This window comes from Pseudovibrio axinellae, assembly GCF_900110875.1.
GTDB lineage: Bacteria > Pseudomonadota > Alphaproteobacteria > Rhizobiales > Stappiaceae > Pseudovibrio > Pseudovibrio axinellae.
Genome location: NZ_FOFM01000014.1, coordinates 57703 through 80652, shown reverse-complemented (window position 1 = coordinate 80652; position 22950 = coordinate 57703). Strand labels below are relative to the sequence as shown.

Genomic DNA, 22950 nt, shown 5'->3' with positions numbered 1-22950 from the left:
ATCTGCAGCCTATGGGCGGGGCGTTCCATCACTGTTCTTTTTTGATGACAATTAGGAAGCGGTAATATGAGCAATACAGCACATTTAAACTTGCCGGTGATTGCGGCTGCGCAATCGCAAAAGCACGTCACACACAACGAAGCCTTAGCGCTGATTGATTTGGTGGTTCAACTCTCAGTGATTTCAAATAGTGTTGGTGAGCCGCCTGCAGATCCTACCACGGGCGCACGCTATATTGTACCAGCGGGCGCAACGGGCGCGTTTGCTGGTTATGACAACCAGATTGCCGCTTTTGATGCGGGTGCATGGCGGTTTATTGCGCCGGGCACGGGCTGGTGTGCATGGGTTGAAAGCGCTGGCGGGATGCAGGTTTATTCTGATGGGGCTTGGGGTCACTTGGCTGCTGTTGCCGGGCTTGGCATAGATCCGGGCACGGGCGGGCTTGCCATTCAGCAAGAGGCAACCGTTTTAAGTGAAACAGATCACGGCGCGCAAAGCCAGTTTGTCACCGTTGAAGAAGAGCTAAGCCTAGCAGGTGGCAGCGTTAGCAGTACGATTGTCATTCCTGATCGGGCAATTGTGTTTTGTGTGTCTTCGCGCACCGTGGAGGACGTCACCGGCGTTTGGCAATATCATGCGGGCATTGCCGGGGAAGCTGAAAAGTTCGGTGGCTATCTTGGGGTTGCGGAAGGGGCAACCAATGCAGGCGTGATCGGGCCGCAAGCCTTTTATGCAGATACGCCGGTTGTGATCACGGCACACGGGGACACCGGGGCCTTTACAGGGGGCAAGGTGCGCATTGCTTTGCACTATTTCCTGCCGGTGGTGGCGACGAGTTGAACTGAAACACCTTTGATATTTTGGCAGGCCGCTTTTGCGGCTTTTTTTGTACCTGCACGGGGGCCTTTGGGCTCCCGTTTCTCGTTAGGAGGCAAGCATGAAAGATACTTTTCACTTGATCGTTTTGGACTTGCTGGGAAGTGAGGGCGGTTTTGCAAACAGATCGCGCAAGGCAGATCCGGGCGGCCCAACGAACTTAGGTATTACCCAGGCGACTTTAGAGGCGTGGCGCGGGCGTCCTGTGAGTGTGGAGGAGGTCAAGAGGCTGGGCCGTGAGGAGGCTTTGAAAATCTACCGCGCGCAATACTGGGACAGCGTAAAGGGCGATGCGTTGCCACGTGGGCTTGATTATGCGGTGTTTGATTTTGCGGTAAATTCTGGTCCTGCACGGGCGGCAAAGACCTTGCAGCAAATCCTCAAGGTCAAGGTGGACGGTGTTATCGGTGTGCTCACGTTGCAAGCTGTAAAAGCGCATTCTGTAAACTCTTTGATTAACCTGCTGTGCGCTGCGCGCCTTAAATTCATGAAGCGGCTTAAAAACTGGCAGTTTAACAAAAACGGCTGGTCGCGCCGTGTGCGCCATGTGCAGGAAAGATCTTTAGAGCTTGCCAATAACGCAACTATAAAGATTGCTCCCAAGCCTGTCTTAGATGGGCAGATAAACGAGGAAGGGTCCAAGGCGCTTGGTGAACAAACCAGTGCAATCAGCGCATGGCTAAGCCCTGACGGGATCACACGCGCAAGCATGGCGGCCTCTGGCTTGTCTGGCATTTTAGCTGGTTCCGGGCCGCTGCAATGGGCCTTTGCGCTTGCTCTGGTGGTAAGTGTTGGGGTTGCTGGTTATCTGCTGATTACCAAAGAGCGGGCGGCTTGATATGGGAGCCGCACTATCATTCTTGATTGGCACAAAAGCAGGGCGGGCGGTTGGTGCCGTCCTGCTTTTGCTCGTGCTTGCAGCCGCTGCCTATCACCAGATCAGGCAGGGGGCGTTCACAGAGGCAGAGCATAAAGCTTTGCAAGGGACTGTGAAAGCGGAACGCGAAAGGAAGCAGGATGATGCTTATTTGCAGGGCCTTGAAGATTACAATTTGTGTCTTGAGTACCTTGGCAATTCCCGGCTGCAAAACACTGAATGCGAACAGTTGCGCCGGGTTCACTAAGAACAATATAAGCCCGGCCGGGTTTGTGGCTTTGGTGAATGCTGACCGGGCCGGGGCTGAGCGGGTAAGTGCAAATGATCGCAACGGACAGAGGCGGGGCTGCTGGAAATGACAGATTTTATCTTGGAGATTTTCTATCGCCTGCCACTTTGGAAAACGGCGATTATTCTGGGTTTTGCCCTGATTGGCGCGTTGCTACAGGAGGCGAGTTTTTTGCAACGAGTTCTTACCTTCTTTATCGGAATAGCAGCCGCGACCACCTTTACGGAGCCCTTGATTATATTCTTTGATCTTAAACCGGGGCTGAGTGATGCAACGGCCGGGGTGCTGGCGATGAGCGGGCGCAATATGGCCGCGTTTACACTACGCATTTCAAGGGACCCATTTAAGGCCACTGAAAACTTTCTGAAGTTCTGGCGGGGCAAACGGTGATCATCTGCGAAAATCGGGTCGGGGTGAACCCTGTCTAATTCGCCTCCCAATCTTGCCGGTAAACCTTGGCAAAAATGCCAGCTCCTAATGTGTCTGCATGACACTTGTTGCATGCGGATTTTTGGAGAAAACTATGTTTGTAGTAATTTATAAGGCCTCAATTCTTGGCATGAACGAAGAGGAGGATGCGGCAATTACAAATGCCCTTCTTATCTTGCAGCCTTTGGCGGAGGAGGAGAAACTCCACATTCTCAGGCATCTGCAGATTTCCCCAATCTCACAGCGTGCCTGTGATGCCATTTTGCAGGAACGAACAGTCAGATTAAAGGTGGTGGAAGGGGTGCTGGAGGCCACTTAACACCAGTTGCTATTCTGCGGCGGGGATAGCTGCATTTAAACAACCAGTCCCATCCAGATAATATCCTATAAATACGGAATTGCACCGTGTTGGCAGGGAAACTGAACCGCGCCTGAACTTGTTTGCGGCTTCAAATATTTGCGTATTTTTGACCAAAACCGCCCCATTAGGCGGTTTTGGTTGTTGCGAATGGTTTTACCGATCTACTTAAGCGTCTCCGTCAGGACTTCCTGTGCTTCGTCGTAGCCTGTAATTTTGACTGTCCAATCTGATATCCAATTCTGGCAGTTTCGAGTGCCGAAGAGTTTGTCATCAGACGTGTCGCTGGTACTTGGCAGTATGTTCAGCTGCGCGTTATTGGCGTCTGCTTTTTCCCAAACAAGCCATTTACGGTCCTTGCTGGTGGGGTCGTGGTTTTTTGCAAAGTTAGCCCAGGATTCATTCATGGTGTTTGCAAGCTTTTTCAATTGTTCATCACTAGATGCAGGCAGTGAGTTAAAGACAAAAGGAAGCTCTGCTGCGTGACATGAATTGTCCCATTGATTGTCAGGGAAGCAAACCTTATTCGGGTCCTTGTCTGAAGGTGGCAGGTCAAGAATTGCGTCCGTTTGAGTGAAGTAATAGGCCCAGATTCTGCTTTGCTCCGTCACATTTTTCTGATCGGCTGCCATATTTTTGCACGAGAAAGCAAAATCATTGATCAGATTAGATAGAGCGGTCAATGTGCCCGTCTGCAGACCGTTGGCGGCCGAAATATCTTGACGATAACGGTCGGTCGATAGAATTTCTGATGAGGAGTCAAATAGTCTTGTGACCAGAGCTTTGTATCCCATAAATGCCTGAGTTTTATCTATGGCACTTGAAAAATACACACCCTCATCTTTGTTAAACCCAAATATCAGCGGCTTTGGGCTGCCAGCTTGTAGTTGGTTTGTTGGTTGTTGGGTGACAAACGTGCCGTCGATAATTGGGGTAAAAGGTAGTGCCCCAGGTAATCCGGCTGATATGACTGCAAATTTACCAATATAATTTGCATACCTACGTTGTGCTTCTAAAATCTGGTCAAGAGTTGGTGTTTCAAGAAGTTTAACTTCGTTGGTGTCCAAGGCTTTATGGTTTAATAAATTACATTTCTCGCCGTCCATAACCTTATTTAAGCAATCTAAAAAGATACCGGCTTGGTCTTCTCCTTCTTTAGCGTTTCTATATTTGAAGCCAATTGGGTTGCTTTGCATTATAGCAGCCTGGAATTTATCCTGGCTCTCAGGAATGGACAGCAGGTGAAGGCCGGTGGACATGGCACCCGCACTTTCGCCAAAAAGGGTGACGTTATTTTTATCGCCACCAAAGCTTGCAATGTTATCTTGAACCCATTGCAAGGCGACAAGCTGGTCACGGACTCCGTAGTTGCTTTTAGAGGTGTCAGACGTTATCTCGCCTTTGTCCAAATTCAGGAAGCCAAGTGCGCCTAGTCTGTAATTTATGGTCACCAGTATAACATTCTGTTCGGTTGCGAATGTTGCACCATCATACAGGAGTGTATCTCTGTTGGCTGGGTCGTTGGGGTTTGATGGGTATTTTGAGCTACTTGCTCCAACAACAAACGCTCCACCATGGATGAAAACCATAACAGGGAGGTTGTTATCGGGATAATCCTTCATGTATGGGGTCCAGATGTTTAGATACAGACAATCTTCCTTGCCCAGGTATTTTCCATCCGATGATAGCTGAGGACAAACATCCTTGAACTCCTTTGCCTGAGATTTTTCGCCTGTATAGCTTGTGACTATCTCTGAATAACTCCAGCGGTCTGGTTTTGAGGCATATTCAATACCTTTGAAAACATTGTACTGATTACCATTGATGGATTGAGTCAGACCGTAAATGATATCTTTATTTGCGAGAACGGCACAAGGGTCCTGGCCTCCACACGGATCAGAACTCTGGCTGCTGGTTGCGGCTATACTGAGCCCTACGTAAAGCAATGCCGCCGATGCAAGTCTTATTATCTTCATTAGCTTGTACCCACTAATTATACACTGACGGCTGCAATCCTAAGGTCATGCCTATTATGGATGGTTGAGTTTATTAGTTAAATGGACTTGCCATGAGTAAGATTTAACAAGTATCCGTGTTCTTATTGATCGCATGACAAGTCTCCATGATTGGTGAGGAGTTCGGTGCGGCTTTTGTCCTACAAATTGCCCTACAAATTGCCCTACATTTGGATTTTTGAGAATGTAGTGACTTGATATTGTTGATAAAATTATTTTATTCGAGTCTTCTCGGCCGCACCAAAAGCCCCGAGCTCCTAAGGAGCCGGGGTTTTTTGCTGTTTAGGTCTTTGTTTTCTCTCAATTTATCAAGTCTGTTGTTCGCCGTTCAGGCGGGCTGAAGTCGTCTTTGCGATGAATTGCGTTGTTGTGCGTTTTTTGTGTGTTTGCGCCGTTCTTATGTAAATAGCGAATTCTTCGCAAAAGGATTGCACGGTCTGCGTAGGTCGCTATAAACACAAACCTGTGCACAGGGGTGATGGTACCTGCGTGTTTCAATTTTCAGCAATCTTGAAGGACGATGCTCACGTTAAGCATTTGGTTCAAACTTGTGGAGGTCATGTGACCTATTCGGAAAATCCAGGTGCGTCCTCGGCCGTGCCCCCTCCACCAAATGTCCGGGATGCAAGCGGACACCTTGATACCGATTTCGTTGCCCGTGTTGAAGAGGCTCTTGAAGCCCGTGATGGGGCTGTTGCGCATGCGCTCGCAGGAAACCTGCATGAAGCAGACATGGGTGACTTGCTGGAAACGCTTCGCGAGCATGATCGCGTTGTCCTTATTCAGTTGCTTGGCGATGAATTCGATTTTGCTGCTTTAACTGAAACTGAAGATTCAGTGCGTGCGCAGGTTCTGGACGCTTTGCCTGATGGTGATGTTGCTGAGGGTATCGGTGAGCTTGAATCTGATGACGCTGTTTACCTGCTTGAAGATATGGAGCAGGAAGAGCAGGAGAAGATCCTTGCTCGGTTGCCAAATGTTGATCAGGTTCAGATTAAGCGGGCGCTAGAGTTCCCAGAGGATTCTGCTGGTCGTATTGTTCAAAGCGATTTTATTGCGATACCACCGTTTTGGACTGTGGGGCAGGTGATTGACCATCTGCGCAGCTCCCAAGACCTTCCCGATAGTTTTTACGAGCTTTATGTTGTTGATCCGGGCTTTCGGCTGCTTGGTGCGGTGGCGCTGGACCGTCTTTTGCGCACAAAGCGACAGAAAAAGATCTCATCGATCATGGAAGAGACACGTCACTCTGTGATTGTTACCGATGATCAGGAGGACGTCGCGCGTTCGTTTGAGCGCTATAACCTTGTTTCTGTTGCTGTGACGGATCCTTCAGAACGGCTGGTCGGTATCATTACGGTTGATGATATTGTTGATGTTATTCAGGAGGAAGCGGAAGAGGACATGCTGGCGATGGCTGGTGTGGGCGACGAGGAAATATCAGATAGTGTGTTTGATATTGCCAAGTCCCGAATGTCCTGGCTGTCGATCAATGTTTTCACCGCTTTATTTGCTGCTTTTGTCATTTCGTTGTTCTCCGACACCATTGAGCGCATGGTGGCGCTTGCAGTGCTGATGCCTATTGTGGCGTCCATGGGGGGCAACTCCGGAACGCAGACAATGGCAGTTACTGTGCGTGCGATTGCGACACAGGAGCTGAACAGGCGCAATATCCTCCGGGTTTTACGACGTGAGTTTCTTGTTGGAATGATCAACGGCGCAGGCCTCGGAGTACTGATTGGTGCTATTGCGGGGGGCTGGTTCCTCAACCCAGAACTTGGGGTGGTGATTGGCAGTGCTGTTCTGATTAACTCTATCTGTGCCGGCTTGTTTGGACTGTTGGTTCCAATGGGTTTGGAGAAAGCTGGAGTGGATCCGGCGATTGCGTCCTCTGTGTTTGTAACCACGATAACGGACGTTGTTGGATTCTTTAGTTTCTTGTTTTTGGCTGCCTGGTGGTTTGATTTGCCATATTAAGGCAGCGTGCATTTACACTGGATTGATCAAGTTGCCTTAGTTTTTTGCTTTAGCGTCTTTGCTTGATTGAAAACCGGTGCCACCTTTCGTGGATAACGCTTTAGCCTAGACAGGAGGTTGGATTGGGTGCTCCAGGGATTAATGGAATTGTTGAAACAGCCGTTTATGTTGATGATTTTGCGATAGCACATCAGTTTTATGGTGAGCTGATGGGGCTTGAGCGCGTTGTTGAGGGCGCGCGCATGTGGGGTTACACTGTGGCTCCTAACCAAATGCTTTTGATCTTCAAACGAGGGGTAAGCCGCAGTGATGTGGATAGCCCCTACGGAATGGTGCCGGGGCACAGCACTGAAGGCCCGTCTCATTTTGCCTTCGCAATTGCAAGAAGCACTTTAATAGACTGGCGTGAACACCTTGAGGATAAGGGCGTGGAGATCCGCAGTGAGGTCCGCTGGCCGCAAGGCGGTATCAGTCTGTTTTTTGACGACCCCTTTGGCAATGTTGTCGAGCTCGCCACTCCAGGGCTTTGGCCAAACTACCAGGATTGAGTCTCAGTGAGGTATTGGCCTGCCTGTTGTGACAGATAATTGTGAGGCTACAATAATCAACCCAATCCAAATGCTTGCCCATCTGCCTGTATCCGAGGGTATGGGCTACATATATTGCCGCATGAAATGACTGCATAAATGGGCTGTCGCTTAAAGCGCGGGCAAAAATACCTCCTGGGTAAATTGGCGGAAGGAGCGCGGTTTTGCACCTGTGATTTCCTGAATATGCGGCGTTGTAAAATTACCCCATCCCATAGCATAGGCTCGCCCGTAGTCTCTGGCCAACGCGGCCATCCACTCGCCCCAACCAGCGCTTTTGATCCATTTATAAATCTCTTCGGGCGCGACTGGTTGATACTGTGTCGGCTTACCCCATTGTTCGCTTAAGATTTTCGCGACATCCACATAGCTCAAAGGTTCCGGTCCTGTCAGTTCGTAAACCCTGCCATCCCACTGATCAGTAAGCGCACAGGTCACGGCGCAGGCGGCAACATCTCGGGTATCAACCATACCCATAGAGCCTTCGCCAGTTGCAAACGAGTATTGCCGTTGTTGGGTGATTTGGTCGGCGGCCATGAAGAGGTTTTGCATGAACAGGTTAGGGCGCAAAATAACGTAGTTCAAACCACTCTCAATAAGCTCAGCCTCTGTCTTCCCGTGGGCTCGTGTGTTGTTTGTTGGCCCATGGGGATCGGCTTTTATTGCGGACACTCTCACAATCCTTTGGACGCCCGATGCTTGGGCGGCCTTTATCACATTGGAGGCTTGGTCAACGGCAGCAGCGTCCGCAGGCGTGATCAAAATGATTGTCTTAACACCAGTTGTGGCAGAAACCAGCGCTTCCTTGTCCTCAAACCCTCCGACAACTGGGATTGCACCATGTGCTTTCACCTGCCCAACTTTATTGGGGTTGTGAACAAGAGCACGAATGTCGGGGCTACGGCGTTCGGCAAACAATCGAAGGATTTCTGATCCAATGGTGCCAGTTGCACCTGTCACAAGAATTGTCATGGGGTTGCCTCCGCCCAGATTGCAAGCTCATTGCCGTTTGGATCACAAAAATGAAAACGCCTTCCCCCCGGAAAGCTATAGATCTCCCGGGTAATTCTTGCCCCTGCGGCTTTAACCTGCGTAAGAGCGGCTGCCAGATCATTTGAGAACAAAACGACCAATGTGCCTGGGCTTGTTACCGGTGTTCCATCTTCGCCGTTGAACCCGCCATCAATACCAGCACCGCTGAAACTTAGATACTTGGGCCCCCATTCTTGAAACGTCCACCCAAAGATAGTCTCATAAAACTGCTTTGTGCTTGCTGGGTCGTTTAGGGGAAACTCGATATAGTTAATCGTCTTGTCTTTGTGTGCCATCAAAGCGTCCTCATTTGTACATTTTGTTAGGTTAGTTCCTTCCTCTCGCAGAATAAATGAGCAATAATGAAAGCTAACTTCCATATATGGAAACTAAATGATCAGCCTTGATGCTATCTCAGTCTTTGCAGAAGTCGCCCGTTTGAAGAGCTTCACAGAGGCCGCACGGGTCCTAAATGTTCCGCTGTCTACAGTCAGCAGAAAGGTGTCCGAGCTTGAAACCAGTCTTCGTGTGCAATTGGTCGATCGCAGCAAGCGCCAGATCCGGCTGACGGAGGCAGGGGCAACCTATTACGATCTATGTCGCAAAGGGTTGGAAACGCTGGTCCACGCTAACAGAGTCATGACTGATCGGCACACCGACACAATTGGAACCGTCACGATCACCGTGCCACCCAATCTTTTCGAAATACTGTTTTTGGAGACAATCGAAACCTTTCAGGCTCGCCACCCAAAAGCAAAGCTTCGAGTTTTTGTGACTGAGCGCATTTTAGACTTCGTGGAGGATGGTGTTGATTTGTCGTTTCGGGTCGCCCCGCCAAACCAGCCCGATTTGGTTACAAGAACGCTGCTGAGATACCGTCATCGTTTAGTTGCCGCTGCCAGATATGCTGCCGTTAATTCTCTGCCGCGCACTCCGGGTGAACTACAACACCACAATTGCATTGGGTTTGGTTTCAGTAAAAAACGTCATTTAAGCTGGTCGCTGACCAAACAGCGCGATATCGAGAATGTGAGCTTTGAACCTCATTTGTCCGTAAATGATTATGCCGCAATCCGCTCAGCCATTCTTTCAGGTCACGGTATCGGAGAATTGCCAGAACCTTTGTGTACAGATTTAATCCAGTCAGGTCAGCTCATTGAGGTCCTACCAGATTGGAGATTTCCCGAAATTCGGCTTTTTGCGGTTCATGCCGGAAAAGCTGGCATGCCCAAATTGGCTCGTTTGTTTTTAGATATAGCTGCCAAGCAGGTGGGAGCCTAACGGCGGCCCCAAAAGTTTGAGCTCACCGACAATGAATGAAGGCTAGTTACCTCCGACAAAGGAGCATAGGCAAAGTGTTCTGCCATGAATAGAATACTTGGTTGTAGTGACGGCTCCATCGTACCTACGATGATTAAGGGTTAAGTGGTACAATCCGTGCGGAAACTATCGTACTGACTATGTATCCTTATTACGGTCTGACAATAATCTCTTCGGATTGTTTTGGGTTTGAGAAGGGAGCAGGGCTTTGGCATTGCGTGGTGGAACGGATTTGCAAGAGTTGCTTGCCTCTATGGAGGCATCAGTGTCAGAGGAGAGTTTTGTCTTTTGCTGCTTTCCCAATGGAAGCATTGAGGCGTTAGCGGAACATCATCCCCTTGGTTTGTTTTGGGAAAACGAGGGGCTAACAGCCATCTTATCTCTTGAAAGTGCAGGGCGGGCAGGCGTTGAGACAGAACCTAGTTTCCGGCGCATTTCACTTGCAGTTCACAGCTCTTTAGAAGCTGTTGGCCTGACGGCAGCGATTTCCAGTGCGCTTGCTGAGGCTGGCATTTCGGCAAATGTTGTTGCCGCGTTTTACCACGATCATATCTTTGTGCAGGATGAGAAAGCCGAGCTTGCGCTCGATACATTGCAAGCGCTCAGTCGGTCTGCAAAGCTTACCTTAAAGTGAGGCGCCAAGCTGTGAGGGAGGTGGCATTATAAAATGCTGACCTTTCAACAAGCGCTCGAAGGTGAGGGGCGGTACAGCAGGTGAAAACAAGTATCCTTGATACTCATGACACTGAAGCTTCTGGATCTGTCTAAGCTGGTCTTTGGTTTCAATGCCTTCTGCAACAAGTGTCAGGTTCAAGAGGCGTCCCATCTGAACGATCATCTGAACGATTGGCCAGCGTTTTGTGTCGGCAATAAATGAACGGTCAATCTTCAAAGCGGTGACCGGGTAGCGTTGCAGGTAGCCAAGGTTTGAATAGCCTGTGCCGAAGTCGTCAATTTCTAGTGTAAAGCCAAGTTCACGCAGGGCATTGAGTTCTTTCAGCGTTTCGTTTGCATCGCTGAGCAGCGCACTTTCTGTAATCTCAAGCCGGATTGAGCTGGCAGACGCGCCAGTTTCTTCCAGTATGGAGCGCAAGCGCTGCGAAATGCGCCCGCGCCGGAACTGGGCAGGGGAAAGGTTGATGGAGATCGCAACATCGTGGCCTGCTTGAGCCCACTGATTTTGCTGCAACATTACGTCGCGCGCGACCCAGTCTCCGATTTCATCGATCATGCCAGCTTCCTCGGCAATCTCTATGAAACTGGCTGCTGACACGATCCCCCGTGTGGGGTGATGCCAGCGCAAAAGGGCTTCTGCGCCAATGACCTGATTGGTGACCACATCCACGCGTGGCTGATAGTGCACCGCCAGTTCGTTACCGCGGATTGCCTGGCGCAAAGCCGTTTCCAAGCTGACGCGCTCTTCAGCTTCGCGGGACATGGAAACATCAAAGAAGCAGATGCGGTCGCGTCCCAGGTCCTTTGCTTTATACATCGCCAAATCTGCCTTACGCATGAGCGTATCCAGATCAACCCCATGTTCTGGATAGGTGCACACGCCAACAGAGGGCGTGACCTGAAGCATGTGGCCACGCACCTTGCATGGCTGGGACAGAGCGGTTCGAATTTCACGGCAAATTTCACTCAGAAGGTCAGTTTCTGCAAAATTGGCAATGAGTACAACGAATTCATCGCCCCCAAGACGGGCAACAAAGCCGATGCCTTCCACGACTTCTTTCAAACGCTTGGCAATGACGACCAGAAGATCATCTCCAACCAAATGGCCGAGCGTGTCGTTGATTGATTTGAAACGGTCCAGATCGATAAAGATGAGGGCCCCCGGATTGCCGGAGAGGCGGGTCTCATCGAGATATCGCTCTGCTTCGATTTCTAAGAAGGTGCGGTTTGGCAGCCCTGTCAGCGTATCGTGATGGGCCAAGTACCGCACTTCGTGTTCGGCTTGCAGGCGTTTGGTGACATCTGTGGCATTGAGCGAGATTGCGCGTGCACCAGATACCGGGTCAAAAGCGCTGCGGGCATTGAGATCGAACCAGCGTTCTCCCTGATTGGAGTGCATGAGGGCGACCAGGCTTGCCTCACCGTTGATCCGAAGCTCCGCCATGAGTGCGTCGAAATCTCGGCGGTTACAGATGCGGTTGGCAAGGTCTTCGCAGCCGCTGGGCCGATTAAAGCGGCTTGCCGGATTTTCAAAAAGGAGTTTTCCGCTCTCATCGAACATCGTGATCATGGACGTGGTGTGGAGCAGAACCTGTGCGCTGCGGACCTGCGCGGGCTCATTGCCGACTTCTGAAGTGACTTGCACCAAAAGACCTGGAGCCCCACTGGTTAGAGCTTGTGGTGAAAACGTACAATAGACAGAAATCGAGTTCGCATTTGGAACGACTGTAATGCACTCGGTGATGCTGCCCTCTTCTCTTATTCGGTTTAAATAGGAGCGAAGCTGGTTTCGATAGGAGGGGTTATTAAACGGTGCAGGCAGGTCAACCATGAAGTTGTTGTTGGCATCGATGCACTCTTGCACGGTCAAACCCAGAAAGGAGAGGCCAGAGGCATTGGCCCAAACCAGTTTACTCTGGCTAATGTCGACCGCGTAAATAGGGACATTCACGCGTGAGAAGGCGCTTTGGTCTTCTATAGGGACGGGTGATTGATATTGGAGGTGAGCATTCAGTGTTTCTGTAAAACCAGTCAAACCCGAAAATCCCTTTGTGCTGTGTCCGAAGACGTGACACCATCCCCAGTATGTCAATATCAGCTATAGGTAGATTGTAATTTCTACCAATTATGCGAGTTTCAAGGTTATTAAAACGTTATTGCTTGGCTTTAAAGTTGGGTATTGGATTATTAAGTGTGTGAAATGCAATTTATTTCAGCCGAGTGAAATTGCTGTTTTTTTGAAGGATCGGCTGAAACTGGGGAAGAACGCCCACTATTTCCTAGGGAATTTCTGTTAGGCTATGACTTTGCGTGTTTGCGGTCTGCCGCAGTATCTTTTAGTTATACTTGATCAGAGTCTGCCGCGTGGGGCGGTAGCTAATATAAGGGAGCATGTCATTCGCATGACGGACTATTGTGCTTCGACGTCGGTTCGCCTCGAAGGTGATGATGACGCGCCAAAGAATCCTGAAAAGTCCATCCCGGTGGACAAGCATCTTTTTGATGCGCGTACGGTGTTGATTACAGGCCCTGTGACACAGGAGATGGCTCAGGATGTCTGTTCCCGTCTGCTTGCGCTTTCCCAGGTTGGTGATGACCCTATTACGGTGATCGTTTCCTCTCCAGGTGGGCACGTGGAATCTGGTGATATGATCCACGACATGATCAAATTCATCAAACCACAGGTTCGCATGCTGGGTATGGGTTGGGTTGCCAGCGCTGGTGCCCTGATTTACGTGTCTGTGCCGCAAGAACGTCGTTTCTGCACTAAGAACACACGTTTTCTGCTTCACCAACCTTCCGGCGGTGCTGGTGGTATGGCGACAGATATTGAGATTCAGGCCAAAGAGATTCTCAAGATGCGTGATCGTTTGAACCAGATCTTTGCAGATGCAACTGGTCAGAAGATTGAACGTATCGAAAAAGACACGGACCGTGATTACTGGATGAGCCCTGAAGAGGGTATCGAGTATGGTTTGGTCGGCAAAGTGGTGAGCAACGTTTCTGAACTTGCATAAACTACATTGTTTTATGACTTGAAAAAGGCAGCCTCTTGGCTGCCTTTTTTGTTGCCGCTCCGCCTTCATACATCGTGAAAAAGCTTTGCGATGAACGAATGTGTTCATGCAGACCTGAGGGCAAGCATTCCATCAACAAGATCGCGGCTTAGGCTTACCAGTTCTTTGATGTTTGAAGCCACTGGGAAACCCGTTGCTCTGGATTTGATGCAGCTGTGACATCTGAAATTGTTGCAATGGTGTCTGCTCCAGCTGCAAAAACATCTGGTGCGCGCTCCAGCGTGATCCCACCAATCGCTACCAGGTGTTTGTTGGTGCGTGATTTCCACCTCTTTAGGGTTTCGAGCCCTTGTGGTTGCCAGCGCAATTCTTTTGTTGCGCTATTGTAAATTGGGCCAAGGGCCACATATTGAGGATCTAGCGCCAGAGCGGTGTCCAGCTCAGCTTCATCATGTGTTGAAACGCCGTAGTAAATTCCAGCGGAACGGAGTGCACGGAAATCTGCGGTCTTTAGGTCTTCTTGTCCCAAATGCACATAGCCAACATTTGCGTCATAGGCAGCCTGCCAGTGGTCGTTTACGACGAGAACTGCGCCGGCTTTGTCGCAGAGCTGCTTTGCTGCTTTGACCTGAGAGCGAATTTCATCCTCTGACTTGTCTTTTATACGGAGCTGAACAAGCTTTACGCCAAGAGGAAGGACACGTGGCAACCAATGGGTGCCATCGATGATCAGATAAAAGCGATCTAACATTGTTGGATGTCTCGATTAAATGCGCAGTGATTGAAACTCTCATCACTGGAAGCGTGCTGCGTTATTATTTGCGCAGAAAATAGGAGTTGTGCAGTTTGTTTGCTACAAATTTTTGAAATTTGAAGCAATTACACGTTGGGCGTGTAGCAGGTTGTGGAGAAAGTCTAGCTTTTATGGCGAGGGTTTCTTGACGGTATTGCTGTAAATATCTGAGTTAAAAAGTAAATGATGAGAAACGTTGTCGTTCGTCTCTGGGGTTTGAATGTCTGATCGTGAGTCTGTAGCCACTAATGATTTATTGGAGTGGCTTTCCAAGGATGCAAAAATGCTTGGCCGTCCCTGCCGGGTTCTGTCTGTGCTGGGTGAGCGCTTAGGGGATATGGGAATCGAGGTTGACCGGATTTCCAGCGGAATTTCTATTTTGGACCCAGACTATCAAGGCGAGGGGATTATTTGGGAGCGCGGCATAGGGCCTCGTATGAGGTACTTCCTACACACGCCGGAGATGGATGAATCTTATAACCAGAGTCTTTGGAGGCACTCGATTGAAACGGGTCAAATGATTCGCCATAAATTCGGTCAGCATGATGAGTATGACCGGCTTAAGATCATTCAGGAGCTCGACGAGGAAGGTTATACTGAATACGTTTCATTTCCCATGACCTTTTCAGATGGTGCAAAGCATGGTCTTGCGTTTGCAAGTCGGTCCAAAGCCGGTTTTAAAGATGACGACATTCGTGTCTTCGAAGAGCTTTCCAACCCCCTCTCATTGATTTGTGAGCTGTTCAACTCGCGTCAGGCTTCAGAGAGTATTTTAAACACGTATCTGGGTACTCGCGCCGGGCGGCGGGTAATGAGCGGTGAGATACAGCGCGGGGATGGTGAGCATATCAACGCGATCGTTGCTTTTTGTGATATTCGCAATTTTACAGGGTTCTCAAACTACTTGCCTGACAAGTCCTTGCTGCAGCTTCTCAACGAATATTTTGGCGTGGTTACCTCACGGGTTGAGCAACATGGCGGTGAGATCCTCAAGTTCATTGGCGACGAAGTGTTGGCTGTGTTCCCTTATACCAATGAACAAAGCGCTAGAATTGCGGCCTTTGAGGCTATGGCAGCTCTTCGCAAAAGCCTTAAGGACCTGTGCGAAGCAAACGCACGCGGACTAAATGGCCTGCCTGCAATTCACGTTGGTATGGGGGTACACTCTGGTCGCGTGTTCTTTGGAAACGTTGGCGGAGAGCGGCGTTTGGACTTTACGGTTGTCGGGCCGGTTGTGAACGAGGCCGCTCGAATCGCCGATCTGTCCAAACGTTTGGATCATACGATGCTGATCTCGGATACGGTGGCAGAAATTTTAGATTGTGATGAGGAAACGTGTGTTGGTACGTTTCCTCTGAAAGGGTTTCCAGACCCGGTAAAGGTCTATCGTGCGCCGGAATTAACGAGATCCTGTGCATTCGGGCCTGGTAATACAGCTTTCCTTGCCTGCGAGAAAAACTGACGCCGTAAAAGCACTAGGGTCACCATCAGGGTCGTTGCGATAAAGAAGAAAGGCCCTGCATACCACCCCAGATAACCAACCGCGAAGAAGAGCGCCTGCTGTCCGTTGCTGAAGTGACGGCCAGCCAAGGTTGCCAGACGTGCGGCACGCAAGGAGGCACCCACTGCCTCCTCATCTTCCTCATGGCAATCGTCAGGAATAGAGCCCATTACGATCGTGGTGTAATTAAAGAGGCGATATGCCCAGCCGAATTTAAAGAAAGCATAGGCGAGGATCACCATCAGACCAAAGGTCTTGGCCTCGTTTTGAAGCGGGTCTGCCAGAAACGGCAGATTGAGTGTTTCTGCCAGTGCGCTCACCTCATCCATTGCACTTAGCAGTGTCACCGTACCTCCAATTGCCAGCAGAGATGCAGACGCGAAGAATGCTGTGCCTTGCTGAAGGCCGGAGGCGATGTTGGTGTCTGCAATGCGTACATCACGTTTGAGCATGGCCTGCATCCAGCGGTAACGGTGAGCGTCCATGGCATGGGAAAGAGTGTGTTTTGACCAGGGGCTTTTGTAAGCGAGCCAGCCGTAAAGGCACCATGCGAAGATGAAAAACGAGATAGCTAGGATGTTGGGAAGCTGGATCTGAAACATTACTTTTTCTGTTGTTGAAGCCTGTGTCTGAAAATCACCTCAGCTGCACGAGATGAGCTTTTACATGTTTCGCATGATTTGGGGGGAGGGGCTAGAGGGTCTGCGTTTCTGGCCGCAAAGTGAAAGCAGAATAATAGGGATGAACAGCCCAAGACAGTCAAAAAAACGAGTTTCCATCTCCCGCTCTGTGACTTTTCTTCATATTTGCGCCGAGTTTTGAACGAATTTCTCCAAAAAAAAGCAGGGTCACTAATTTGGAGTTATCGATAGTTTTAGTAAGTCTAATGTACCATAACATATTGTAGTTATTAGATTTAATGGATTAGGTATATCTGACTAGGTAATATGTAGGGGGCACTGTGGACTGGGTGCGGCACTCTGGTGACCCGTTTTTACCGTTTTTCTGTTGCACTTTCACAGAAGAAGGGATATTCGGTGCGCCCTGTGCTGACGGGGTTTCCTCGGCGCACCTATATCAACCATCAAACGGTGTTTTATGGATCACGAAATTCAGAAGTCCTGCTGGGGGTTCACGGTGTGGACTATCGCAACGCTCGGCGGCGTTATGGCACTGCTCTATGTCTTTGCAGGTGCCGGCAGTTAATCTCCATCGACTGCTAAACGTGGATTTTGACAAGGGATGCAGATGATATGTCTGCATCCCTTTTTGTTTGACTATGGGGTTTCCACTACATCCAGATTTGCCCAACTTTCATCCCGAGACTGGGGCGCAAACGTGGAGCGTAACCCTCTGCCAAGGGCAGGGCTAAACACACTCATATGAGTTTCATCGGGTAGTATCTCTGTTTTGAAGTTTAGAGCGCGCAGCTTGCGCTCTTTTAGGCGCTTTGCAAATTTGGTCAGGTTCGTTACCATTTTTGCATTTGGATCCTGTCGTTCTTCACGCTCTCCAACAGCCATGTACAAAGTGATGGGGCGGTCAGTGCGGGGGATCTCAAATCCTTGCGCCAAATCCATCAAGTAGTTGTTGGCCCACCAGATGGCCGGGCTTATGGCGATATAGCGCTCAAAAGCAGTTGGCTGTGTCATAAGAGTGTTGAGGGCAAATAGCCCGCCTAGTGAGGTGCCCGCTAAGGTGTGGTCGGTGGGGTCGATATTAAACTGCGACATCAGCCATGGTGTGAGTTCGTCCTTTATAAAGCTCAGGAAACGTTCAGAACCTCCGGGCTTAATATCCTCCCTCCATGTGAAAGGCGCAGGTGCCTTTTGCATCATGGCCTCAAAGCGTTTGTCCTGGCAGGGGGTGAGGTCGCGATTGCGGATGGTGTGATGTTCGGCGTTTTCACCTGCACCAGCGACATCATAGCCTATTCCAACAACGGTCATGGACGGTGGTCCGTCTGGTTCTAAAGCAAGGGCTTTGGAAATTGATGTTGCAGATGAAAAACATAGGTTGCCATCGGTCACGAGCAGTAGCGGAGAGGGCCCGCTTCTTTTTAAGAGAGGACTTGGCTCACAGACATCGATAATAAAGTATGCTTGGACATTGCTGGACCAGATACGAAACCTTTTTGCTCCAAGGATCGGCACTTGTCCGAGTGGGGTAACTGGTTTGCAATAAGTGGGCATGGCGGTTCTCCTGAGTGGGGTCTATTTTTACTCAGTTTCGGCGAACTCGCGCAATTCTTGTTATATTTTGATTTACTACCATATATAGTAGGGGAGATTTTCTCTTCTTTCCTTTGTTGCTGTGCCAGTTTGCGCAGCACGGCGTGCTTTGCAATGGTTGTGCAATGCGTTAGGTCTGAAAGCTGCTTTGACTGGCATTTCTGCTGTTGAGCTGCTATTTCAACGCAATGACACTGCATCTGGTAAAACTTTGTGTTGGCGTGGAAAGCGTTGATCAATTGCGCGGCTATATTGAGCAGCGCCAAATTCTGGCTCTGTCCCAAGGGCTGAGCGCTGAGCAGATCCATACCACTCGCATGGTTCCCACGCGTATTGATGAATTGCTTGATGGCGGGTCGCTGTATTGGGTGATCAAGGGCAATGTTCAGGTTCGGCAGAAGCTAATTGATATTCGCGTACACAAAGATGATGCTGGCAAAAAGAGCTGCGATCTTGTGATGGAGCCTTTTCTCCATCAAACGCATTTCCAGCCGCGCCGACCCTTTCAAGGCTGGCGTTACCTGAAAGCATCCGATGCGCCACTTGATGTAGGCGGGCCGATGCTGGATGGCGATCAACTTGCCGAAATGCCAGAGGGTATGCGCCGCGAGTTACAGGAACTTTGCCTGATCTAAGGCAGACGTCTCCGGATCATTTGTTCAATTACCCGAAGACGTGTCTTGATCCCTGATAGCTCAGGTGGTTTTGCCCGAAAGCTGGTGCTCACTGTTTGTGAATGAGCTTTAAACTTCGATGTTGTCGATCAGGCGGGTGCTGCCGACTTTGGCGGCGACCAAAATGCGGGCACCTTTTGCGTCAATCGGCGTGCCAAGATGGTTTTTGTGTCTCAGCTCAAAATAGTCTGTCGCAAAGCCAGAGAGTTTTAAAACAGTCAGAGCTTTTTTGCGCACGTCAATCCAGCTTTCGCCGTTGTGCAGGGCATTACGTGCGGTCTTTAGCGTTTCAGCGATTGTTCTTGCAGTCTGTCGCTCGTTATTGTCCAGGTACTCATTGCGTGAGGACATGGCCAAGCCGTCCTCTTCCCGCACTGTTGGCGCACCTATGATCTTCGTTGGAAGATGTAAGTCTCTTGCTAGCTGTTTGATGACGCGAAGTTGCTGGTAGTCTTTTTCACCGAAGATGGCGGTGTCCGGCATAACTGCCAGCAGCAGCTTGGCGACAACGGTTGCAACGCCGTTGAAGAAGTGTGGCCGATGGTCAGTTTCCAACCCAAGGGCTGGACCTTCGATCTGGATCGATGTTGCAAAACCGTTCGGATACATTTCTGCTGCGTTTGGCGCGAACACGCCAAATACGCCGTAGTCCGCTAGTTTTTCCAGATCGGCAGTTTCTGTCCTCGGATAGCTTTGAAAATCCTCGCCCGGTGCGAATTGTTTTGGATTTACAAAGATAGATACAATCACGATGTCTGCTTGTTCGCTTGCCTTTTCAACCAGTGAAAGGTGGCCAGCGTGCAAAGCTCCCATTGTTGGTACCAGAGCGATTGTTTTGCCTTCTCGTCTTAGAGGAGAAAGTGCGTTCCGCAGGTCATCGATGCCGCGGTATACGTCTGGGAGATTTCTCATAGGCGTCTCCATATCGGAACTCATCCCGTTATTTCTTGCTGTTGCAGTTATTATTATGTGTTGTTGGAAATGGGTTTGATCAGAAACTGTTGAACCCAAATGCAAGCAGGACCTGATATAACGTGTTTTAGCAGATTTTGTGATTGCTCTCATTGCACCAATAGTGGGTATTGGTCTTTAGGTAGATAAATGAGCAATCTGTCCCAAAACCGGGGAGCTTGTTGGAAGAAAAAACTACCACACTCCTTTAAGATGTGACTACAGGTGCGCGCATGTCAGACAAACTTTCAAAACGGCCAGGTTTTTTGAGTAAAAAGGCTCAGGATGCGAGTGATCTTTCCAGCTTTTTGGAGGCCGCCAAGCGTGCTGTTGCAGCGCCAAGTGAGAGTGAACGGGGCCGGTTGATTTTTGCGCTGGATGCAACGATGAGCCGCCAACCCACTTGGGATCAGGCGTGCCATTTGCAAGAGGAAATGTTTATTGAGGCCGGTCGGGTTGGGTCTCTTGACGTGCAACTTGTGTTTTTTCGTGGTTTTGGAGAATGCAAGGCGTCTCGCTGGGTTAGCAATTCAAAAGAACTGGGCGCGATGATGCGCAAAATCAGAGTTCAGGCAGGCCGGACGCAGATTCGGAAAGTGCTGGACCATGCTTTGAGCGAAACCCGGAACAAACGAGTTCAGGCCGTTGTCTATATCGGCGACTGCATGGAAGAAAATCCGGATCGTGTGTGTGACCGGGCTGGAGAACTTGGGTTGCTTGGCGTGCCGGTTTTCATTTTTCAGGAAGGCCAGGATCATGTTGCGGAAGAGAATTACCGCGAGATTGCACGCTTGAGCAATGGAATCTACATGAATTTTGGCGAGGGATCTGCTGCCAGTTTGCGCGGATTGCTTGCTGCGATCGCAACATTTTCCGCGGGGGGCAGAGAGGCCCTTGAGCAGCTTGAACAATCGGGGCATAAAGGTGCTCAACTCTTGATAGAACACCTCGGGTAATACATGGGCTATTTGGTCTTAGGAGGATTGGTGCTTGCCATCCTCTATTTCATTGCAAAGTCGCTGACACAATCTAACCCCACGAAACTGGCGGAAGTCATGAAAATGTTGATCGGCATTGTGTTGCTGATCTTTTGTGCGTTTCTTGCAGTTACGGGCAGGTATGTTGTTGCGCTACCGCTCGCAGCTTTTGCACTTTCCCTTTTGGGATGGGGCTCAGCGCAGAGTTTTAAGTTTCCCGGGGGCTTTTCCCTTGGCGGACTGGGAGGCGCTGCTAAGAGTGCAGGTCAAACCTCGACAATATCCTCCAAGTTTTTACATATGGAACTGGATCACGATAGCCGTAAACTTGAAGGCAAAGTGCTTGCCGGTGCATTTACGGGTCGCGCGTTGAGCTCACTTCAAATTGGCGAACTTAAGCTTTTATGGCGCGACGTGCAGCCGGATGGAGACAGTGTTGCGCTACTCGAAGCTTACCTCGACAGCAGGCTCTCCAACTGGCGTGTAGACTTCCAGGCGGATTCCACAGCGGGGCAGGGAAACACGTCTGGCTCGAGCGCTCTGACTGAAAAGGAGGCCTACGAGGTTCTTGGACTTGCGCCGGGCGCTTCCACGGACGACATTCGTGCTGCCCACCGCAGATTGATTAAGCGTTTGCACCCCGATAGTGGAGGCTCTGCTTTCCTGGCTTCCAAACTCAACGAGGCGAAGGATAGGCTTCTCAACAGACATTAGACTCACCGTGACGATACTAGTTACTGATAGACGGCATAGCAGGAGTACTTGGCCTTTTTGAGTGTGGCACAAGCATCCCAGGCTGCTGTTTTGGTTTCAAACCCTATGAACCGCGCGCGGTATAGAGTTTGAGTCTTGGATTTGACCGGCTCTGTGTAGATGCGCTTGTTGCGTAGGGCGTTTCCTGCCGCTGCGCGCGCATTTTCCAGAATCTTGATAGCCTTATCCTGGCTGTCGGTCGCAGAAATTTGAATGTGCCAGCCGGAGGTGTCGATGTCCTCTGGCTTCAGGCTTGCGATCTTGCGTTCGATCGAAACTGAAGATGGCGCGGTTGTTGCTGCTGGTTGCTGCAATTTTGCAGAGGCCACCACAGCAGGGGCAGCTAGCGAATTGGCAACCAGTTGTTTGCGAACTGCCGGAGCGGGCTTGTTGGCCTGCTGGTCAAGCATCTTGGTAATCGGATCCGTTGGCTTTGAGCTTGGCGTCGTGCCAGTCGGGCTTGCATAGGCGAGCAATGTAGGCTGCTTCACGTTTGGTGTGCCTGCTTTAGCAACAGGAACTGCTGGAGCAACACTTGGGAATTGATAGCGCTTTGTGCCTGCGTAAAGCATAGGCGCAGTGCGACGACCGCGGGATGCTTTTGGCAAATACTGGCTGATCAATTTCTCCATTTGCGCGTCGCGGCTTCTGCCGGTGCGTCCACCAAGGACCACAGCTACGATCTGACGATTGTCGCGTTTTACACTGGTGACCAGATTAAAGCCTGATGCGTTGGTATAGCCGGTCTTGATACCGTCAACACCGCGCACGCGTCCAAGTAACTTATTGTGGTTGCCCATCCGGCGTCCTGCGTAGGTGTAGGAGCGGGTGTTGAAGTATTTGTAATACTTCGGGAAGCGATCTTGGATCGCGCGACCGAGCAGAGCAAGGTCAGCTGCGGTTGTGATTTGCTTGGAGTTAGGAAGGCCGTGAGGGTTCCTAAAGATCGTGTTACGCATGCCGATTGAACGGGCGGTCTGAGTCATGCGACGGCCAAAGGCTGTTTCTGAGCCTGAGATGTGTTCGGCAATCACCGTGGACGCATCATTGGCAGATTTGGTGATGAGCGCGTAGATCGCATCCTTAACGCGCAAATAACCGCCAACCTTCAAGCCAAGCTTGGTTGGTGGGCGCCGTGCAGCGTATCGGGAGACCTTCATCTTGGTATTGAGCGAGATGCGACCAGCTTCCAACTCTTCAAAGAGCACGTAAAGTGTCATGATCTTTGTGGTGGACGCTGGATAGCGTTTTGCTGTGGCATTGTTGGAATACAAAACCTTGCCGGTTTTGGCGTCCACGACAATGCCTGCATATTTGGCATTTGCCTGGGCAACAGACGGAGCTGTAGCGAGTGCTAATGAGACGGCTAGTATGCCGACAGCTTGTCCTAATGCCTTTTTTAGACGCCCAAATGGCCCAAAATTACGCAGACCCATGTTCTTTTCGCCCCGTGAGCAATATGGCGGTTTACGCGCTCTGTACTAAAAAAAATGATTGCATCGGGAGGATGTGTCCAGAAAAACTCAACCACACAAAATGCGGCTCAGTTGGCTCCCCTCCGTTCGCTTCATACCCAGAATGATGCGATTACAGTTACAATTCAGTAAATGTGCGAAGG

23 protein-coding genes are annotated in these 22950 nt (G+C 50.1%); 14 read left to right on the top strand and 9 right to left on the bottom strand.

Translation table 11 applies throughout. From position 1 onward, the window contains the following. The first annotated feature begins 66 nt into the window (after positions 1-66). The 5 genes from BMZ51_RS20445 to BMZ51_RS20425 all read left to right on the top strand — a co-directional run bounded on the left by BMZ51_RS20445 (position 67) and on the right by BMZ51_RS20425 (position 2790). Complete coding sequence (locus BMZ51_RS20445; protein ID WP_068010447.1) at positions 67-840, top strand: DUF2793 domain-containing protein; 774 nt, start codon at positions 67-69, stop codon at positions 838-840. A gap of 97 nt (positions 841-937) precedes the next feature. Then, positions 938-1714, top strand: coding sequence for a glycoside hydrolase family 108 protein (locus tag BMZ51_RS20440; RefSeq protein WP_068010445.1), 777 nt, complete (start codon positions 938-940; stop codon positions 1712-1714). Between the two features lies 1 nt (position 1715). Beyond that, positions 1716-2000 (top strand): hypothetical protein, encoded by a 285-nt coding sequence (locus tag BMZ51_RS20435; protein WP_068010443.1) that lies wholly within the window; start codon positions 1716-1718, stop codon positions 1998-2000. A 108-nt stretch (positions 2001-2108) separates the two neighbouring features. Continuing rightward, positions 2109-2432: a hypothetical protein gene (locus BMZ51_RS20430; RefSeq protein WP_068010441.1), complete on the top strand. Its 324-nt coding sequence runs from the start codon at positions 2109-2111 to the stop codon at positions 2430-2432. A 133-nt stretch (positions 2433-2565) separates the two neighbouring features. Further along, the gene (locus BMZ51_RS20425) at positions 2566-2790 is read left to right on the top strand and encodes a hypothetical protein (RefSeq protein WP_139201439.1); all 225 of its coding nucleotides are present in this window, start codon (positions 2566-2568) and stop codon (positions 2788-2790) included. 203 nt (positions 2791-2993) lie between these two features. Here BMZ51_RS20425 and BMZ51_RS20420 read toward each other — a convergent pair whose 3' ends face one another. Beyond that, entirely contained in the window at positions 2994-4805 is a 1812-nt protein-coding gene (locus tag BMZ51_RS20420) for a carboxylesterase family protein (RefSeq protein WP_082825735.1), read from the bottom strand. A 600-nt stretch (positions 4806-5405) separates the two neighbouring features. Here BMZ51_RS20420 and mgtE point away from each other — a divergent pair. Continuing rightward, positions 5406-6821 (top strand): magnesium transporter, encoded by a 1416-nt coding sequence (mgtE, locus tag BMZ51_RS20415; RefSeq protein WP_068010463.1) that lies wholly within the window; start codon positions 5406-5408, stop codon positions 6819-6821. A 122-nt stretch (positions 6822-6943) separates the two neighbouring features. Then, on the top strand, positions 6944-7369 hold the full coding sequence (locus BMZ51_RS20410) for a VOC family protein (protein ID WP_068010435.1): 426 nt from the start codon (positions 6944-6946) through the stop codon (positions 7367-7369). A gap of 150 nt (positions 7370-7519) precedes the next feature. Here BMZ51_RS20410 and BMZ51_RS20405 read toward each other — a convergent pair whose 3' ends face one another. Then, on the bottom strand, positions 7520-8380 hold the full coding sequence (locus BMZ51_RS20405; RefSeq protein ID WP_068010433.1) for an SDR family oxidoreductase: 861 nt from the start codon (positions 8378-8380) through the stop codon (positions 7520-7522). Beyond that, positions 8377-8736, bottom strand: a complete 360-nt coding sequence (locus BMZ51_RS20400; RefSeq protein ID WP_068010432.1) for a VOC family protein — start codon at positions 8734-8736, stop codon at positions 8377-8379. Before BMZ51_RS20400 ends, BMZ51_RS20405 begins: the two co-directional genes overlap by 4 nt. A 97-nt stretch (positions 8737-8833) precedes the next feature. On the opposite strand from BMZ51_RS20400, the gene BMZ51_RS20395 reads away from it, so the two are divergent. Beyond that, entirely contained in the window at positions 8834-9721 is an 888-nt protein-coding gene (locus BMZ51_RS20395; RefSeq protein WP_068010429.1) for a LysR family transcriptional regulator, read from the top strand. 253 nt (positions 9722-9974) lie between these two features. Continuing rightward, a complete protein-coding gene (locus BMZ51_RS20390; RefSeq protein ID WP_068010461.1) occupies positions 9975-10394 on the top strand; it encodes an ACT domain-containing protein in 420 nt (139 codons plus the stop codon). Here the strand turns inward: BMZ51_RS20390 and BMZ51_RS20385 are convergent. After that, complete coding sequence (locus BMZ51_RS20385) at positions 10386-12470, bottom strand: putative bifunctional diguanylate cyclase/phosphodiesterase (protein ID WP_082825734.1); 2085 nt, start codon at positions 12468-12470, stop codon at positions 10386-10388. The genes BMZ51_RS20390 and BMZ51_RS20385 overlap by 9 nt on opposite strands. 367 nt (positions 12471-12837) lie before the next feature. Here BMZ51_RS20385 and BMZ51_RS20380 point away from each other — a divergent pair, with 367 nt between their 5' ends. Beyond that, positions 12838-13452 carry an ATP-dependent Clp protease proteolytic subunit gene (locus tag BMZ51_RS20380; protein WP_068010427.1) on the top strand — a complete coding sequence of 205 codons (615 nt, stop codon included), beginning with the start codon at positions 12838-12840 and terminating at the stop codon, positions 13450-13452. Positions 13453-13606: 154 nt separating this feature from the next. On the opposite strand, the gene BMZ51_RS20375 is transcribed toward BMZ51_RS20380, so the two are convergent. Further along, entirely contained in the window at positions 13607-14203 is a 597-nt protein-coding gene (locus BMZ51_RS20375; RefSeq protein ID WP_068010425.1) for a thiamine phosphate synthase, read from the bottom strand. A 262-nt stretch (positions 14204-14465) separates the two neighbouring features. Between BMZ51_RS20375 and BMZ51_RS20370 the strand changes: the two genes are divergently transcribed. Further along, positions 14466-15707, top strand: coding sequence for an adenylate/guanylate cyclase domain-containing protein (locus tag BMZ51_RS20370; RefSeq protein ID WP_068010423.1), 1242 nt, complete (start codon positions 14466-14468; stop codon positions 15705-15707). On the opposite strand, the gene BMZ51_RS20365 is transcribed toward BMZ51_RS20370, so the two are convergent. Both BMZ51_RS20365 and BMZ51_RS20360 read right to left on the bottom strand, forming a co-directional pair. Beyond that, on the bottom strand, positions 15629-16348 hold the full coding sequence (locus BMZ51_RS20365; RefSeq protein WP_068010421.1) for a DUF599 domain-containing protein: 720 nt from the start codon (positions 16346-16348) through the stop codon (positions 15629-15631). The two genes, BMZ51_RS20370 and BMZ51_RS20365, sit on opposite strands and share 79 nt — an antisense overlap. A gap of 675 nt (positions 16349-17023) precedes the next feature. Beyond that, positions 17024-17938, bottom strand: a complete 915-nt coding sequence (locus BMZ51_RS20360) for an alpha/beta hydrolase (RefSeq protein ID WP_068010419.1) — start codon at positions 17936-17938, stop codon at positions 17024-17026. Positions 17939-18165: 227 nt separating this feature from the next. Here BMZ51_RS20360 and BMZ51_RS20355 point away from each other — a divergent pair, with 227 nt between their 5' ends. Continuing rightward, positions 18166-18612 carry a DUF1489 family protein gene (locus BMZ51_RS20355; RefSeq protein ID WP_068010417.1) on the top strand — a complete coding sequence of 149 codons (447 nt, stop codon included), beginning with the start codon at positions 18166-18168 and terminating at the stop codon, positions 18610-18612. Positions 18613-18720: 108 nt separating this feature from the next. Here BMZ51_RS20355 and panC read toward each other — a convergent pair whose 3' ends face one another. Next, entirely contained in the window at positions 18721-19563 is an 843-nt protein-coding gene (panC, locus tag BMZ51_RS20350) for a pantoate--beta-alanine ligase (protein ID WP_068010456.1), read from the bottom strand. A 272-nt stretch (positions 19564-19835) separates the two neighbouring features. Here panC and BMZ51_RS20345 point away from each other — a divergent pair, with 272 nt between their 5' ends. Next, positions 19836-20558 (top strand): vWA domain-containing protein, encoded by a 723-nt coding sequence (locus BMZ51_RS20345; protein ID WP_068010415.1) that lies wholly within the window; start codon positions 19836-19838, stop codon positions 20556-20558. A gap of 30 nt (positions 20559-20588) precedes the next feature. Beyond that, positions 20589-21293, top strand: coding sequence for a J domain-containing protein (locus BMZ51_RS20340; RefSeq protein WP_244271426.1), 705 nt, complete (start codon positions 20589-20591; stop codon positions 21291-21293). 20 nt (positions 21294-21313) lie between these two features. Here BMZ51_RS20340 and BMZ51_RS20335 read toward each other — a convergent pair whose 3' ends face one another. Further along, on the bottom strand, positions 21314-22768 hold the full coding sequence (locus BMZ51_RS20335) for a D-alanyl-D-alanine carboxypeptidase (protein WP_068010410.1): 1455 nt from the start codon (positions 22766-22768) through the stop codon (positions 21314-21316). Positions 22769-22950 lie beyond the last annotated feature (182 nt).